Source organism: Neorhizobium sp. PAMB6716, assembly GCF_058242805.1.
Genome location: NZ_JBZAYW010000002.1, coordinates 127,383 through 142,878 on the forward strand (window position 1 = coordinate 127,383; position 15,496 = coordinate 142,878).

Below are 15,496 nucleotides of genomic sequence, written 5' to 3' on the forward strand. Positions count from 1 at the left end.
TATAAGTGGATTGTTATGAATATGCCACTAGGTCGCTGCTTGAAGTCGCATTGTGCTAGTCGTTTCCCAGCCCGTCGACCATGCCAGACACCGCAATTCTCTTCCCCCAACGATGGTCGAACAGTCCCAACTGTTTGAACCGAGCGACCCCGCCGCGGTCGACTGCAGCTTATCCGAATGAGCACGACACCGCATTCTTCATCGCGGGATCGGCAAATATGATCGAGGGAGTAGTGTCCAGTCCCACTGACGTCGGAATGAGAACAGAGTAGCCGGTTACGTCGCTCTCGGACAGTTTCAATGCATCGTTGACATCGGTGCGGGGGACGCGCACCGCAGAGACATAGCGCGATCCATCGACGCTGACGAACAGGACGTAGTCTTTGTTGTCTGGGGCTGCCCGGTTGTAGAGCCAGCCCTTGATGTTGATGTAACGGATGCCGTTTTCCGTAACTTCGGTTTTTTCGTCGATGTTACCTTCGCAACGCTGCGTGGTAGGAACGACATTCTTGAGCTGAACCGGGGCGACAGCCATGAGGCAACCGGCCACTTCCGCTGCGTTCCAATCTCGCTGTTGCGCAAATGTCAGGATCGCTTGTTTGGTCAAACCCTGGGGTGGGCAGGACACGACAGCGCCAAAACGTTCGGCATCCAGATATCTGTCGGGGTTTGACAGAGGCGCGGTCGGGTCCGACATCCAGTGCGGCGCGGTGAGGGATTTCCTCTGCGCCATATAGGCGAATGTTGAACTCCAGTCGTTTCCGTAGGCTATGAACTGATCGCCCTCAGGCATGGTTGTCCGAAGCGCAAGGCCAATCGCATAGTCGCGATCAGAGCTGGTGAAACGCTGCGCCATTGCCGGGTAATACGTAGCCGAAAACATGACATAGTTCGAGATGACCACAGCCGTGGTGAACGCACACATGATCAGAGATCCGCGTGCAGAAGACGAGAAATGCCCCACAGCCACCGAGAGCGCAAATATCAGGAACAGGACGTTGGCGGATTGATAGTAGGTGTGGACGATATGCAGATTGGTAAACATGAAAAACGGCAGCAGACCCATTGCGGTGCTGCTTAAGGCCACGAGAAGCACTGTTTTTCTTTTGGTGTTGAAGGCATGGACAAGGAAAAAGGCCAGCAGCGACAGACCAAGGATGCCACCGAGATTGCCGAGCACGACGCGTTTCCAGATTACCTCCGTGTACAGCTTGGAATCGAACCGCTGGGCGAGTGTTCCCCAGTTCCATGCACTGAGGTTGGCTGAGGTTAGGCGATTTCCGATCTCATTGAGGGCCTTCAGTTGGTCAGTGTAGGAGACCCAGGCAAAGCCGACGGCAATGGGAAACGTCAGCAGAGCGAAAAACAGACAGAAATTTCGCCTGGAGAATATGTCCTCACGGATTTTCCCCTGCAAGACGGTCTGAACCAGAAAGATGCATGCGGTAATCATGAAGATCGGTAGCGTCGTCGTGGACTTCTGGAGCATCCCGAGCGTTGCAAACAGAATGGCATATCCAATCGTGCGCAGGGTGCGGTCACCCTTGGATATCTTCAGGAAATAAACGAGATAGCAGAGCGTGAAGAAGAGAGCCGCGGTCTCTATCATGAACGATCTTCCCCAGTAGAGGTAGATCGGAGACGAAAGGAGCAACGAACAAAAGACGAAAAACGTCGATCCGTTCAACTTGAGTGCATCAATGCTGTACTTTGCCGGAATGACACAGGCGACAAGAAACAGATAGCTCGTGATGCGGCCGCTGACATCCAGGGGAACACCCAGATATTTGGTAAGGAGCGCCACCACGATCTGGTAGACGGGGAATTCAAACGGGATAGACCAGGGCGTACCCAGCACGGGTGTCTGGTAGCCCAACTGAAAGCCATCCTTTAAAAACCAATAGGCTGAAATAGCCGTCTGCGTCTGTCTGAACGCGTACATATCCAGCGGCGGCTGCGCTGCATACCACACTGCAAAAAACACAGTTGCGACGAAAACCACGAAGGCCAGGGCAGCTTGATAGCGGTTTGCAAATGTCATTGTTTTACCGGCATTGTTCGACAGGAATGCTGTTCCTTTCCGCTGTGCCGATTTATGTCAAGTGTCGCTCAGATATATGGGCGACCTCCACGGTAGAATGATGTGTAAACTTCAACATCTCATGGCTGTGTGCCCCCGGTGCAACGCCCGGGGGCACGTTTTGATGTGAACCTCGGCCGATCAGGCAGCCAGATCGAACCGGTCGGCGTTCATCACCTTTACCCACGCGGCGACGAAGTCGCGGACGAATTTTTCGCCGCTGTCGCTCTGGGCGTAGACTTCAGACAGCGCGCGCAGCTGAGAGTTGGAGCCGAAGACGAGATCGACGCGGGTGGCGGTCCATTTCATCTGGCCGGTCTTGCGGTCGCGGGCCTCAAACGCCGTCTCGGCCGGCGAAGTCGGGGTCCAGACGGTGCCCATGTCGAGGAGGTTGACGAAGAAGTCGTTCGTCAGCTGGCCCGGACGGGTGGTGAACACGCCATGCTGCGCGCCTCCATGGTTGGCGCCGAGAACGCGCAAGCCGCCGACGAGAACCGTCATTTCCGGTGCGGTCAGCGTCAGAAGCTGCGCCTTGTCGATCAGCAGTTCCTCGGGCGAGATGGTGAACTCCACCTTCTGGTAGTTGCGGAAGCCATCGGCGACCGGTTCCAGAACCTCGAAGGATTCGATGTCAGTCTGTTCGGCGCTGGCATCGGTGCGGCCCGGTGTGAACGGTACTTCGATGGCATGACCGCCGGCGCGGGCTGCTTCTTCCACGGCGGCTGTGCCGCCGAGCACGATGAGGTCGGCCAGCGAAACCTTCTTGCCGCCATCCTGTGCGGCGTTGAAGGCCGACTGGATGCCTTCGAGCGTGGAAAGAACCCGGGCCAGCTGTTCCGGCTGGTTAACGGCCCAATCCTTCTGCGGGGCAAGGCGGATGCGGGCGCCATTGGCCCCGCCGCGCTTGTCGGAGACGCGGAAGGTGGAGGTGGAGGCCCAGGCGGTCTGGATCAGTTCCTGGTTGGTGAGGCCCGACGACAGGATTTCGGCCTTCAAGGCTGCGATATCGGCCTGATCGACCAGGGCATGGTCAACAGACGGCACCGGATCCTGCCAGAGCAGCTCTTCCGAGGGCACTTCCGGGCCGAGATAAAGGACTTTCGGTCCCATGTCGCGGTGGGTCAGCTTGAACCAGGCGCGGGCGAAGGCGTCGGCAAACTCATCCGGGTTCTGGTGGTAGCGGCGCGAGATCGCCTCATAGGCCGGGTCCATGCGCATCGCCATGTCGGCGGTGGACATCATGATCGGCACTTTCTTCGACGGATTTTCCGCGTCCGGCGCCATGTCCTTTTCGGCAAGGTTGATGGCGTGCCACTGGTGCGCGCCGGCAGGGCTCTTTACCAGCTGCCATTCGTAGCCGAAGAGAACGTCGAAATAACCCATGTCCCATTGCGTCGGGTTGGCGGTCCAGGCGCCTTCGAGGCCGGATGTGATCGTATCTGATCCCTTGCCGCTCTTGTAGGTGCTCATCCAGCCAAGGCCCTGTTCGGCCATGGCAGCGCCTTCAGGCTCGGGGCCGACATGGGCGGCGTCGCCTGCACCATGGGTCTTGCCGAACGTGTGGCCGCCGGCCACCAGTGCCACGGTTTCCTCGTCGTTCATCGCCATGCGGCCAAACGTGTCGCGGATGTCACGGGCGGAGGCCAGCGGATCGGGACGGCCGTCGGGGCCTTCCGGGTTGACGTAGATGAGGCCCATCTGCACGGCGGCCAGCGGGTTTTCCAGCACGCGGTCGCCGGTGTAACGGCTGTGATCCTTGTCGCTGGTCGTCATCCACTCCACTTCGGGACCCCAGTAGATGTCTTCTTCCGGTTCCCAGATATCGACGCGGCCGCCACCGAAACCAAAGGTCTTGAAGCCCATGGATTCCAGCGCGCAATTGCCGGTGAGGATCATCAGGTCGGCCCAGGAGATGGCATTGCCATACTTCTGCTTGATCGGCCACAGCAGGCGGCGGGCCTTGTCGAGGTTGGCGTTATCGGGAAAGCTGTTGAGCGGTGCAAAACGCTGCGTGCCCGAGGTGGAGCCCCCGCGGCCATCGCCCGTGCGGTAGGTGCCAGCGCTGTGCCAGGCCATGCGGATGAAGAATGGGCCATAATGGCCATAATCTGCCGGCCACCAATCCTGGCTGTCGGTCATCAGGGCGTAGAGGTCCTGCTTCAGGGCAGCAAGATCCAGCGCCTTGAACTTTTCGGCATAATTGAAGGCCGGGCCCATCGGGTTCGACAGAGCCGTGTTCTGATGCAGCATCTTCAGGTTCAGCTGGTTCGGCCACCAGTCGCGATTGCTGCGCATGCTCTGGCTGGTCGCGCCATGCGCGACGGGACATTTGCCGCCGGTGCCTGTCTTGGTAACGTCCATTTTCCATCCCTCCGAGAGTGGTTGTTCTGGTCTGTGCGATGATCGATGTCCTGTGCGACACCTTCAAGAAGGCGCGAGCAAAGGGGTCCGTCCCGACCGCTTCATCATCTTCATCAACAACCTTATCAAGGTGGATCGATTAATGTAATTAGGAATAAATGATGGTTTCGATAGGTTAAGGTTATGATCAGCCCAACGCTCCGGCAACTGCGCTATTTTGAGGCTCTGGCCCGTTTTGGCCATTTTGGCCGGGCGGCGGAAGCCTGCGCCATTTCGCAGCCGGCGCTTTCGGTGCAGGTGAAGGAACTGGAGGAAATGTTGGGGGTGACGCTGCTGGAGCGCAGCGCCCGCCAGATCCGGCTCACCAGTTTTGGCGAGGAGTTCGTGCTGAGGGTGCGTGAAATCCTGCGGGCGGTGGATGAACTGGGGGATCTCGCGCGGGCTTCGAAAAGCCAGCTGGCCGGGCGGCTTCGCATCGGCATCATCCCGACAATCGCGCCTTATCTGCTTCCGGCGATGATTTCACGCCTGACGCGCGACAATGCCGGCCTTGATATTCACCTGCGCGAAACCGTCACGCCAAAGCTTCTCCAGGAACTGTCGGAAGGCAGACTCGACACGGCCATCGTGGCGCTGCCGGTCTCTGAACCGTCGCTCACCGAAATTGCGCTGTTTGATGAAAATTTTCTGCTGGTGCGCCCGGCCGAAGATGCCGGAAAGCCGGTGCCGAACCGTGAAAAGCTGCGCGAAATGCGACTTCTGCTGCTGGAGGAGGGGCATTGCTTTCGCGAGCAGGCGCTGTCCTTCTGCAATATCGGCGCCGGATCCCCAAAACCGCGTGAGCTTCTCGACGGCAGTGCGCTCTCGACGCTGGTGCAGATGGTGGGGGCCGGCATCGGCGTGACGCTGATCCCGGAAATTGCCGTGTCGGTCGAAACTCGCTCCGCCTCGGTCTCCATTGCCCGTTTCGAGGACCCGCAGCCATCCCGCACCATCGGCATGGTGTGGCGAAAGACCAGCCCCATCGCCCGCCAGCTGATGCAGGTGGCAGACGTGGTGCGGGATGCAGCCGCGAACCTTCGCGCCCAAACCTCCGACACGTGAGACGTGCAGCGGAGAGGCTTTGCCCCTCACTCGCGGTGCCTTGCATAAATGCGGTCGAGAATATCGGCGACATCCACCAGCCGGTCGGCCTCGGGGTCATAACCTTCGCCGGCGTGAAGGCGTCTTGCCCAGTCGGCGGCGGCCCGTCCGCCCCAGTCTTCCGGCGGCGACGACAGGACCTCGCGCGTCGTGCCGCGAAAACGTTCGGTGCGGAAATCGTAAAAGGAACCATCGACGTTGGAGAGGCTTGCACCGCCGCCGCTGCCATAGAAGCTGGCGGAAATAACGGCGTCCTGTCCCGCCGGCAGCCGCCATGAGCAGGCAAGCCGCACCGTGGCGCCACTTTCCAGATCGAGCGTTGCAATGGCGTAATCCTCGATGCGGTCGCTATCGCCTGATATCAGCTGACCGCCGCTCATGAGCCGGCTCGCGACGCGCGACACCGCCGGAAATCCGAGCGACCAGAGAGCGGCATCAACGAGATGCACGCCGAGATCGATCACGCAGCCGCCGCCGGACAGCGCCTTGTCATAGAACCACGGCTTGTCCGGCCCATAGGCATTGTGAAACACAAGGTCTGCGGCAAACACTGTACCGAGTTCGCCACCCCGGATGAGATCGCGGATCTGGCGCATGCCCTGCGTGAAGCGGTAGGAAAAATCGACCGACAGCAGCCGGTCGGCCGCGCGCGCCGCATCCACAACCGCCTGAACTTCGCTGGCCGTTCGCCCGAGCGGCTTCTGGCAGAACACCGCCTTGCCGGCCTTCAGCGCGTGGATCGATTGCTCCGCATGCTGGGCGCTTGGCGTTGCAATCACCACGCCATCGAGATCATCCATCGCCAGCATGTCGTCCAGCCGGCCCACGCGCTTTGCATCCGGAGCAAGGGCCAGCGCTTCGCCGGCCATCTCGTCCGAGGGATCGGACACGGCTACAGCGTGCGCAAGGCCGGTTTCAAGAACCTTCTGCATGCGGTGGCGGCCAATCCAGCCGGTGCCGAGAAAGCCGAGGCGCAACGGCCGGTTGGCCGCGGCCGGGGCGGCGTCGATGTCTGTGGCTATGGGGTGGGAACGTTCTGCGTCTGTCATCATGTGGTTCATAGATAGGTCACCATGGCCTTCAGGAAACCCTCGGGGCGGTCGCGCGTGGCATCGAGCGCTTCGCCGAGACGGTCCAGCGGATAGCTGTGGGTATAAAGCGGGGAGGGATCGAGCCGTCCCTCGGCGACGGCTGCCACTGCCTCGCGTATCCCCTCGATGTAGATCTTCGGATCGCGCTCATGGGCGTTGATCACGTCGAGGCCGCGCCAGTTCCAGAGCTGCATATTGACCTGACGGGCGCCGTCCTGGTGATAACCGGCAATGATCAGGCGGCCGCGCTCGCGGGTCAGTTCGCCGGCGAGATCGAGCGGCCACTGCTTGCCGACGGCTTCGATTACCTTGTCGCAGAACACGCCATCGGTCAGACGACGCACCTCCTCGATGATCTCCCAGTGGTCGCGCATCTCGATCACCTCGTCCGCGCCCATGCTTGTGGCAAGTTCGAGCGAGAAGGGGCGGCGGGAAATGGCAATCACCCGCGCTCCGGCCTGTTTCGCCAACTGCGTCAGGAGAGCGCCGAGAAACCCGATGCCGATAATGGCAACGGTTTCTCCGGCGCGGATGTCGCTGCGCTTGAAAATATTCATGGCGCAACCGAGCGGCTCGCCGGGAAACGGCTTGCCGGCAAGCGCTGCCGGAAGTTTTACGACCGCATCTGCCTCGGCGACATCATGGGTGGCATAGGCGTGATAGGAGAGGGCAGCGACCCGGTCTCCGACGGCAAGTCCCGTGACCCCGTCGCCCAGCTTGTCGATCACGCCCCAACCCTCGTGGCCAAGGCCGCCCGGCTCGGTCGGAAACTCCATCCAGTCCGGTCCGGCCCAGGGTGTCAGGTTTGACGCGCAGACGCCGCAACCTTCCAGCCGGATGCGGACCTCGCCTTTTTGGGGCTGCGGCAGCGGTGCCGTCTCAACGGTCATTTCGCCGGCTCCGGTCACCACGGCGGCTTTCATCTGCGTTTCGTCGGCGTGCATTTTCGCGGTCAGATTGTCCATCCCGGTCCCTTCTTTTTGTCGTCCCGCACGATCACGAGACCTTCACGCAAGGGCTAACAAGGAAGCGGCATGAGGGTTCCTGAAGAAGATGACATTGATGAAGTCATTGAAGTGACAGCTGAAGATGATGCTGGCTAGCGCCTTCGTACAAAAGGGAAATTGCGGTTGGAACATTCGCAGGTGCTGCTTGTTCAACCCTCGAAAGCCCCATCTTCAACCCCCTAACGATCAGGTGAAAACTCCGTGTCTCAGAAGGTCCTCATCACCGGCGGCTGCGGCTTCATCGGCCGCTACGTTACTCAGGAATTGCTGGCATCCGGCTACCGTGTCCGCATTCTCGATGCCCTCATCGATCAGGTGCATGGCGATGCAACCGTTGCTGTTCCAGATGGCGTAGAGTTCATCGAGGCCAATATCTGCGACAAGGACCGCGTGGTCCAGGCGCTGGATGGTGTCGATGCGGTTCTGCATCTGGCCGCGGAAGTGGGTGTCGGCCAGTCGATGTACGAGATTGCCCGTTATGTCGGCGGCAACGATCTGGGAACGGCCGTGCTTCTGGAGGCAATGATCGGCGGACCCGTGCGCCGCATCGTGGTGGCGTCCTCGATGAGCGTTTATGGCGAGGGGCTTTATCGTACGCCGGATGGGGCAAGACTTGCCCAGGTGCGCCGCAAGGCCGCCCGCATCAAGGCCGGGCAGTGGGAGCCGCAGGGGCCGAACGGCGAAACCCTGACGCCGGCGCCGACCGACGAGGAAAAGCCTGTCGATCTCGCCTCGATCTATGCGCTGACCAAATATTTTCAGGAGCGCGCCGTGCTGATCTGGGGTGAAGCGTATGGTGTGGATGCCGTGGCGCTTCGCCTGTTCAACGTGTTCGGCCCCGGCCAGGCGCTTTCCAATCCCTATACGGGCGTGCTTGCCAATTTTGCCTCGCGTATCGCCAATGGCCAGCCACCGATGATCTTTGAGGATGGGCAGCAAAGGCGCGATTTCGTCCAAGTGCGCGATGTCGCCCGCGCCTTCCGGCTTGCGCTCGAAAAACAGCCTGCCGCCGGCCACGCCATCAATGTCGGCAGCGGTCAGTCCTATTCGGTCGCCGAAGTCGCCTCCATGCTGGCAGACGCCATGGATGCGCCGGAACTTCAGCCCGACATCATGAATAAGGCCCGCTCCGGCGATATCCGCAACTGCTTCTCCGATATCTCCAAGGCTCGCGAACTTCTGGGCTTCGAGCCAGAACACCGGCTGGAAAACACGCTGGGTGAACTGGCTGAATGGGTACGTGCCACCGGCGCCATCGATCGCGGCGCAGAGATGAAGCGTCAGCTCGAACAGCGGGGGCTGGTATCATGACGCCAATAGCAGGCACGTCTGCCAAGGGGCAGTTCGGCTTTGTCGAATGGTTCCGCCCGGGTGAGTTCGAGCGGACCGAACGCCTGCTGCCCGATATCCTGAAAAGTGGTGCCAGCTATCTGCGCACCCATCTGTCCTGGGCTGAATATCTGGCGCCGGGCGGCGAGGAGTGGTTCGATTGGCTGATCCCGAAGCTCGGCCGCGAGATCGATCTTCTCCCGTGCCTCCACTATACGCCGCCGTCTCTGTCGCGCACCGGTCGTGCCAATGGCGCGCCTGTCGTGCTGAAGGATTATGCCGATTTCGTCGATCATGTGCTGACGCGCTACGGCCAGCATTTCCGCCATATCGAGCTGTGGAACGAGCCCAACAACCTGCTCGATTGGGATTGGCGTGAAGATGCCGATTTCAACCTGTTCTGCGAAATGGTCGGTGGTGCCGCCTATTGGGCGAAACAGCGCGGCTGGAAGCCGGTGCTCGGCGGCCCGTGCCCCTTCGATCCGATGTGGCTGAACCTGATGGGCGAGCGCGGTGTGCTTTCCGTGGTCGATGCCGTTGGCTTCCATGGTTTTCCCGGCACCTGGGATAGCGAGGAAGGCAGCTGGGGCGGCTGGGATATGCATCTTGGCGAAATGCGGGGTATCCTCGATCGCCATAACCGGGATGCCGAAATCTGGATCACCGAGACGGGTTATTCCACCTGGCGCAATGACGAGATGGAGCAGGCGCACCGCTTCATGAAAGCGCTGCAGGTGCCCGCAGACCGGCTCTACTGGTATTCCTTCGCCGACGTTCCCCCAGATGTCGCGGTGCAGGAAGGCCTGTGGTTTGATCCGCGCCACTATCATCTGGGCGCTGTTACCCACGAGAACCAGCCAAAGCTTCTCGCCCGCCTGCTGATGGAAGGTGGTGTGGAGCGGTTGGCGGATGTGGCGCGCCTTGCGGCCCCCAATCTTGCCTCTGGTGCCGCCCCCATCGTCATCACCGGCGGCAGCGGCTTCATCGGCTCCAATCTGGCCGAGAGTTTTCTGGCTGACGGCGAGGATGTCATCGTTCTCGACAATCTCGGCCGTCCCGGCGTCGACCAGAACCTGGAATGGCTGAAGGAACGCCATGGCGCACGGGTTCATCCGGTGCTGGCCGACGTGCGCGATCTGCGGGGCATCGAGGCAGCCTTTGCCGATGCCAAATCGGTGTTTCATTTGGCCGCCCAGACGGCGGTAACGACGAGCCTTGTCTCGCCGCTCGATGATTTCGAGGCCAATGCCCGCGGCACGATCAATGTGCTGGAGGCGGTGCGCAAGGCCGGCCACAAGGCGCCTGTCATCTTTGCCAGCACCAACAAGGTCTATGGCGCGCTGGAAGATCTTGGCATGCTGCCGATGGACGACCGATACGTGCCGGAAGACGTTAGCGTGCGCGATTTCGGCATTGGCGAAGACCGACCGCTGTCGTTTTGCACGCCCTACGGTTGCTCCAAGGGCGTGGCCGACCAGTATGTGCTCGATTACGCCAAATCCTTCGATATCCCCACATCGGTTCTGCGCATGAGCTGCATCTATGGCCCGCGCCAGTTCGGCACGGAAGATCAGGGCTGGGTGGCGCATTTCCTCATTCGTGCCCTGAAGGGCGAGGGCATCTCGATCTATGGCGATGGCCGCCAGGTGCGCGATATCCTGCATGTGGACGATGCCGTCGCCGCCTACCGGGCGGTGCATGCGGCCATCGCGGATGTCAGGGGCGAGGTGTTCAACCTCGGCGGCGGGCCGCAGAACTCGGTCAGCATCCTCTCGGTACTGCGCGAGATCGAAAAGCTCACCGGCCGTCCGCTCGATACCGAGTTTGGCGAATGGCGCGCCGGCGACCAGCTGTTTTTCGTCGCCGATACGCGAAAGCTGTCGGATCGGCTGGGCTGGCAGGCGCGGGTGCGCTGGAGAAGCGGACTTCAGCATCTGTCGGACTGGCTGACGCAGCACCGTTTTGGCGGCGCGGCACCGGTTCTTGAGCGGCGGAGAGTGACCGCATGAGCAAAAGCCTGCATCCGAAAAAGATCCTGATGACCGTCGATGCCGTTGGCGGTGTCTGGCGTTATGCCATGGACCTCGCCAAGGGCCTTGCGGGGGAGGGAGCCGCGGTGGTGTTTGCCGGCTTCGGCCCGCGCCCTGGGCCTGACAAGCTGCGGGAAGCCGCTGCCATCGGCGATCTCGTCTGGCTTGATGCGCCGCTCGACTGGATGGCGAAGGACGAGGCGGAGCTTCTGCCCGTGCCGCATCTGATCGGGGAATTGGCAAGCCGCCATGCGGTTGATCTCGTCCACCTCAACCTGCCCTCCCAGGCGGCGGGACTATCGCTTGGCGTGCCCGCGGTTGCCGTGTCGCATTCCTGCGTCACCACCTGGTTTGCCGCCGTGCGCGGCACGGATGTGCCGGACGGATGGGGCTTTCACCGGCGCCTCAACGCCCAAGGTTTTGGCGCTGCCGATGCCGTTGTGGTGCCGAGCCGCGCCCATGGCCACATGCTGGACAAGGCTTATGGCGTGATGGCGAAGCTGTCGGTGGTCTACAATGCCAGCCGCCTTACGCCACAGTCTCCCCCCAAGAACAACATCGTGTTTGCCGCCGGCCGCTGGTGGGATGAGGGCAAGAACGGCCGTGTGCTGGATCAGGCAGCCCAAAGCGTTCAATGGCCGGTGGAGATGGCCGGGCCGACGCAAGCGCCGAACGGCGATGGTATGTCGCTTGTCCACGTCCACCACCTCGGCGAACTCGGCCATGCCGCCACCATGGACCGGATGCGGGCGGCCTCCATCGTCGTGTCCCCCTCGCTGTACGAGCCCTTTGGTCTCGCCGCACTTGAGGCGGCGCGTTTCGGGGCGGCTCTGGTTCTGTCGGATATTCCGACCTATCGCGAGCTGTGGGATGGGGCAGCACTTTTTGCCGATCCGCGCGATCCCAAAAGTTTTGTCGATGCCATCAACCGGCTGATTGCGGAACCGGATCTGCGCGCTGCGCTTTCCCGTCACGCCCGCGATGTGTCGCGTCTTTTCACCCTTGAACGGCAGGTGGAAGCCATGGGCCGCATCTATGGCGATGTGCTCTTGCGATCTTCTGTCCCTGTCGCTGCGGAGTAGACATGAAGTTTCTGTTTTATACCCATTCCCTCCTGTCCGATTGGAACCATGGCAATGCGCATTTTCTGCGCGGCGTGATGCGCGACCTGAAGCGGCGCGGCCATGAGACGCTGGCGCTGGAGCCGGACAATTCGTGGAGCCGCGAAAACCTGCTGAAGGATCAGGGCGAGGCACCGATCGCCGCCTTCCACGAGACGTTCCCGGACCTCGTATCTGAGATCTACAGCGCCGATTTTGACCATGAGGCGGCGCTCGACAATGCCGATGTGGTGGTGGTTCACGAATGGACCGAGCCGGCGCTGGTCGAGCGGATCGGCAAGGCGCGTCGCAATGGCGGCCGTTTCACGCTCATCTTCCACGACACGCATCACCGCGCCGTTTCGGCGACCGGTGATATCGCGGGTTTAAGCCTTGCCGATTACGATCTGGTGCTGGCTTTCGGCGAGACGCTGCGCGAACACTATCTTCAGGCCGGCTGGGGCGAACAGGTGTTCACCTGGCACGAGGCTGCCGACGACACGATCTTTTGCCCCATGCCTGACGTGGAAAAGACCGGCGACCTGATCTGGGTCGGTAACTGGGGCGATGACGAGCGGTCAGCGGAAATCTCGGAATTTCTGATCGCGCCGGCGCGGGACCTGAAACTGTCCGCCACCGTGCGCGGCGTGCGTTACCCCGATCATGCGCTGGCCGAATTAAAGGCGGCCGGCATTGCCTATGGCGGCTGGATTGCCAATGCGGATGCGCCGCAAGCCTTCGCCCGCCACCGCATGACCGTGCATATCCCCCGCCGTCCGTATGTCGAAAACCTGCCGGGCATCCCGACCATCCGGGTGTTCGAGGCGCTTTCCTGCGGCATTCCGCTGATTTCCGCTCCTTGGGATGACGCCGAGAACCTGTTTCGCCCGGGCCGTGATTTCCTCACCGTCAGCAATGGTGAAGAGATGAAAAAGGCGATGCGGGAAGTGCTGTCGGATGCCTCTCTTGTGGAGGAACTGGTTGCTGCCGGATTGGAGACGATTACGGCACGTCACACCTGCCGCCACCGCGTCGATGAACTCCTCACCATCCTTGCCGACCACGGCACGAAGGATATCCGCGCCGCGCTGAAGACCCCGGAGGCTGCCGCATGAAAATCGCCTTTTACGGATCAAGCCTTGTGTCCGCCTACTGGAACGGTGCCGCCACCTATTATCGCGGCCTGCTGCGGGCCCTGGCGCTCAAGGGCTACGACATCACCTTTTACGAACCCGACGTCTACGATCGCCAGAAGAACCGCGACATCGACCCGCCGGACTGGGCCCGCGTCGTCGTCTACGAAGGCACCGTTGAGGCCATGAAGCGGGTGACCGAGGAAGCCGCACGCGCTGATATCGTCGTGAAGGCGAGCGGCGTCGGTTTCGAGGATAACCTTCTGCTGGCCGAAATCCTGCGCCACGCCCGCCCGGATGCGCTCAAAATCTTCTGGGACGTGGATGCGCCGGCAACACTTGGCGAGCTGAGGGCCGATCCCGGACATCCGCTGCATCAGGCGCTGTCACAACTCGACATGGTTTTGACCTATGGCGGCGGCGATCCGGTCGTTTCTGCCTATCGCGGGCTTGGCGCCAAGGACTGCGTCCCGATCTACAATGCACTCGATCCCGTGACCCATCATCCCGTCGCGCCCAATCCGCGTTTTTCCGCCGATCTCGGCTTTCTCGGCAACCGGTTGCCGGACCGTGAGGCGCGCGTGGAACATTTCTTCCTGGAGCCTGCCGCAGGCCTGCCGCAAGAGCGTTTTCTGCTCGGCGGGTCCGGCTGGGAGGGCAAACCGATGGCCGGCAATATTCGCCCCATCGGCCATGTGCCGACCCGCGACCACAACGCTTTCAACGTCACGCCGAAGGCAGTCTTGAACATCTCGCGCGAAAGCATGGCTGAGAACGGCTTTTCGCCGGCCACCCGTGTCTTCGAGGCCGCCGGCGCCGGCGCCTGCCTGATCACCGATCACTGGGAGGGCATTGATCTCTTTCTGAAGCCGGAGGTCGAAATTCTGGTGGCCCGCGACGGCAAGGATGTTGCCGACATCATGGCGGGGCTGACACCCGAACGGGCTGAAGCGATCGGCCGTGCGGCGCTGTCGCGCGTTCTCGCGGAACACACCTATAGCCACCGCGCCGAAGATGCCGACCGCATTTTCAAGCGCCATGCCGCACGACTGGAGGCCGCCGAATGAGCCAGAAACCCCTCGATATCGTCATCCTCGGCCTCTCGCTCTCCTCCTCCTGGGGGAATGGCCACGCAACCACCTACCGGGCGCTGCTGCGCGGGCTTTCGGCTGAAGGGCACAAGGTGCTGTTTCTGGAGCGCGACGTGCCCTGGTATGCAGAGCATCGCGACCTGCCGCAGCCGGATTTCTGCGAACTTCAGTATTACGGCGATATCGATGCCATGCTGGGCCAATACGGCGCGCGCATCCAGAAGGCCGATGCCGTCATCATCGGTTCCTATGTGCCCTCCGGCCGCGAACTGATCGACAAGGTCGCGGCGCTTCAGCCGAAGACGCTCTGCTTCTATGATATCGATACGCCGGTGACACTTGCCATGCTGGAGCGGGACGAGGAGGAGTTTCTGGCAAAACGCCAGATCCCGCTGTTCGACGGCTATTTCTCCTTCACCGGCGGCCCGATCCTCACCCATCTCGAACGACGGTTTGGCGCGCCAAAGGCGCTTGCGCTTTATTGCTCCGTCGATGCGGACAGGTATGCGCCAACCGGCGAGGCGCCCGTCTGGGATCTCGGCTATCTCGGCACCTACAGCCCCGACCGCCAACCGACGCTTGAAAAGCTGCTGATCGAGCCGGCGCGCCGCCTGCCGCAGATGCGGTTTGTCGTCGCCGGCCCGCAATATCCAGACACGATCGATTGGCCGGAAAATGTCGAGCGCATCGACCATCTGCCGCCGACCGAACATGCCTCGTTCTACAGCCGACAGCGGTTCACGCTGAATGTCACCCGCGCCGACATGATTGCGGCCGGATGGTCGCCGAGCGTGCGCCTGTTCGAGGCGGCGGCCTGCGCATCGCCGATCATCAGCGACGAATGGCCGGGACTTTCAGAATTGTTATCGGATGGCGAAGCACTGCTGATTGCCCATGACAGCGAGGATGTGGTGGCAGCCCTTTCCGGCCTGGACGAGGGCCGGCGCCTTGGGATTGCAGAGGCGGCGCGCGCCCGGGTTCTGGAACATCACACCGGTGCAGCGCGCGGTCGCGAACTTGCCGAGGCGCTTCGGGCGCTCCCCGCACGCACCGCATCCGGCGCAGATTTGGCGCGCCAGAAGATTTCGGCTTGAAGCCACAAAAGTTCGGCATGAGGAGAGAGGAAACCAG

General features: G+C 61.5%; 11 protein-coding genes. 7 read left to right on the forward strand and 4 right to left on the reverse strand.

All coding sequences use genetic code 11. The features are described 5' to 3' along the window. Window positions 1–169: 169 nt before the first annotated feature. The gene (locus AC4CWH_RS19200) at window positions 170–2,041 is read right to left on the reverse strand and encodes a hypothetical protein (protein WP_491321942.1); all 1,872 of its coding nucleotides are present in this window, start codon (window positions 2,039–2,041) and stop codon (window positions 170–172) included. A 180-nt stretch (window positions 2,042–2,221) separates the two neighbouring features. Then, window positions 2,222–4,441, reverse strand: coding sequence for a catalase/peroxidase HPI (katG, locus tag AC4CWH_RS19205; RefSeq protein WP_491321943.1), 2,220 nt, complete (start codon window positions 4,439–4,441; stop codon window positions 2,222–2,224). Window positions 4,442–4,624: 183 nt separating this feature from the next. Between katG and AC4CWH_RS19210 the strand changes: the two genes are divergently transcribed. Further along, window positions 4,625–5,545, forward strand: coding sequence for a LysR substrate-binding domain-containing protein (locus AC4CWH_RS19210; RefSeq protein ID WP_491321944.1), 921 nt, complete (start codon window positions 4,625–4,627; stop codon window positions 5,543–5,545). Window positions 5,546–5,571: 26 nt separating this feature from the next. Here the strand turns inward: AC4CWH_RS19210 and AC4CWH_RS19215 are convergent, their stop codons facing one another. Both AC4CWH_RS19215 and AC4CWH_RS19220 read right to left on the reverse strand, forming a co-directional pair. Continuing rightward, window positions 5,572–6,516, reverse strand: coding sequence for a Gfo/Idh/MocA family protein (locus AC4CWH_RS19215; RefSeq protein ID WP_491322337.1), 945 nt, complete (start codon window positions 6,514–6,516; stop codon window positions 5,572–5,574). A gap of 125 nt (window positions 6,517–6,641) precedes the next feature. Next, entirely contained in the window at window positions 6,642–7,640 is a 999-nt protein-coding gene (locus tag AC4CWH_RS19220; protein WP_491321945.1) for an MDR/zinc-dependent alcohol dehydrogenase-like family protein, read from the reverse strand. A 243-nt stretch (window positions 7,641–7,883) separates the two neighbouring features. Between AC4CWH_RS19220 and AC4CWH_RS19225 the strand changes: the two genes are divergently transcribed. Genes AC4CWH_RS19225 through AC4CWH_RS19250 form a run of 6 tightly spaced genes read left to right on the forward strand, consistent with a single transcriptional unit; the run spans window position 7,884 to window position 15,459 of the window. After that, window positions 7,884–8,993, forward strand: a complete 1,110-nt coding sequence (locus AC4CWH_RS19225) for an NAD-dependent epimerase/dehydratase family protein (protein ID WP_491321946.1) — start codon at window positions 7,884–7,886, stop codon at window positions 8,991–8,993. Beyond that, window positions 8,990–11,020: an NAD-dependent epimerase/dehydratase family protein gene (locus AC4CWH_RS19230; protein ID WP_491321947.1), complete on the forward strand. Its 2,031-nt coding sequence runs from the start codon at window positions 8,990–8,992 to the stop codon at window positions 11,018–11,020. Before AC4CWH_RS19225 ends, AC4CWH_RS19230 begins: the two co-directional genes overlap by 4 nt. Further along, window positions 11,017–12,123, forward strand: a complete 1,107-nt coding sequence (locus AC4CWH_RS19235; RefSeq protein ID WP_491321948.1) for a glycosyltransferase family 4 protein — start codon at window positions 11,017–11,019, stop codon at window positions 12,121–12,123. The genes AC4CWH_RS19230 and AC4CWH_RS19235 overlap by 4 nt, the downstream gene beginning before the upstream one ends. 2 nt (window positions 12,124–12,125) lie before the next feature. Further along, window positions 12,126–13,256 carry a CgeB family protein gene (locus AC4CWH_RS19240; RefSeq protein ID WP_491321949.1) on the forward strand — a complete coding sequence of 377 codons (1,131 nt, stop codon included), beginning with the start codon at window positions 12,126–12,128 and terminating at the stop codon, window positions 13,254–13,256. Beyond that, the gene (locus AC4CWH_RS19245; RefSeq protein ID WP_491321950.1) at window positions 13,253–14,341 is read left to right on the forward strand and encodes a CgeB family protein; all 1,089 of its coding nucleotides are present in this window, start codon (window positions 13,253–13,255) and stop codon (window positions 14,339–14,341) included. Before AC4CWH_RS19240 ends, AC4CWH_RS19245 begins: the two co-directional genes overlap by 4 nt. Then, window positions 14,338–15,459: a CgeB family protein gene (locus AC4CWH_RS19250; protein WP_491321951.1), complete on the forward strand. Its 1,122-nt coding sequence runs from the start codon at window positions 14,338–14,340 to the stop codon at window positions 15,457–15,459. Before AC4CWH_RS19245 ends, AC4CWH_RS19250 begins: the two co-directional genes overlap by 4 nt. Window positions 15,460–15,496: the final 37 nt, after the last annotated feature.